The organism is Corynebacterium sp. ACRPZ (assembly GCF_022346205.1).
GTDB lineage: Bacteria > Actinomycetota > Actinomycetes > Mycobacteriales > Mycobacteriaceae > Corynebacterium > Corynebacterium lehmanniae.
Genome location: NZ_JAKRMR010000037.1, coordinates 1 through 1028, shown reverse-complemented (window position 1 = coordinate 1028; position 1028 = coordinate 1). Strand labels below are relative to the sequence as shown.

The 1028-nt window shown below is 54.3% G+C and carries 2 rRNA genes; both read right to left on the bottom strand.

What is annotated here, in order from left to right:
* Nucleotides 1-101 (bottom strand): 23S ribosomal RNA (locus tag MHX64_RS11865); the annotation flags it as partial.
* A 401-nt stretch (nucleotides 102-502) separates the two neighbouring features.
* Nucleotides 503-1028, bottom strand: a 16S ribosomal RNA gene (locus MHX64_RS11860); the annotation flags it as partial.

The following is a 1028-nucleotide window of genomic DNA, read 5'->3' as shown; positions in this document are numbered from 1 at the left end:
AACGCTTTGTTGGCAACTCCCCGAGGCATAACGCAGCCTCACACGTCCTTCATCGGCTCAGCATGCCAAGGCATCCACCATACGCCCGTAACAAAACACACGGACACACAAACAATCAAGGCACAAACACCAAAACACAAAAAAGAAAGATACTCGCGTCCACTATACAGTTCTCACACAACACAACCCCCACACACAACCAACCACAACCAACGTGGCCAGCCCACATGAGAGCCCAACAGGAACAACCTTGTGCTGCCCCAGACACCCAACAGTGCACCAACACATTCAATCTTTTGTCACGCAAACCGGTGTGACCACCCACCAGGCACCATGTGAGCACAACCCTTATCAGGCCAGACGCACCACCATCCAAGCAGTGCAGTCATGACCTCGGTGTGTCTCCACCCGGCAAAATACTTCCGTGGCAGTCGCACACTCGGCGACTCAACCACACAAAACAACACCCACAACTGCGGGCACACAAATAAAAGCTCCTTAGAAAGGAGGTGATCCAGCCGCACCTTCCGGTACGGCTACCTTGTTACGACTTCGTCCCAATCGCCGATCCCACCTTCGACAGCTCCTTTTGACAGGCCACTGGCTTCGGGTGTTACCAACTTTCATGACGTGACGGGCGGTGTGTACAAGGCCCGGGAACGTATTCACCGCAGCGTTGCTGATCTGCGATTACTAGCGACTCCGACTTCATGGGGTCGAGTTGCAGACCCCAATCCGAACTACGACCGGCTTTACAGCGATTAGCTCACCCTCACAGGCTCGCAGACGCGTTGTACCGACCATTGTAGCATGTGTGAAGCCCTGGACATAAGGGGCATGATGATTTGACGTCATCCCCACCTTCCTCCGAGTTAACCCCGGCAGTCTCTCACGAGTCCCCACCATCACGTGCTGGCAACATAAGACAAGGGTTGCGCTCGTTGCGGGACTTAACCCAACATCTCACGACACGAGCTGACGACAACCATGCACCACCTGTACACCAACCACAAAGGGAAAGACCATCT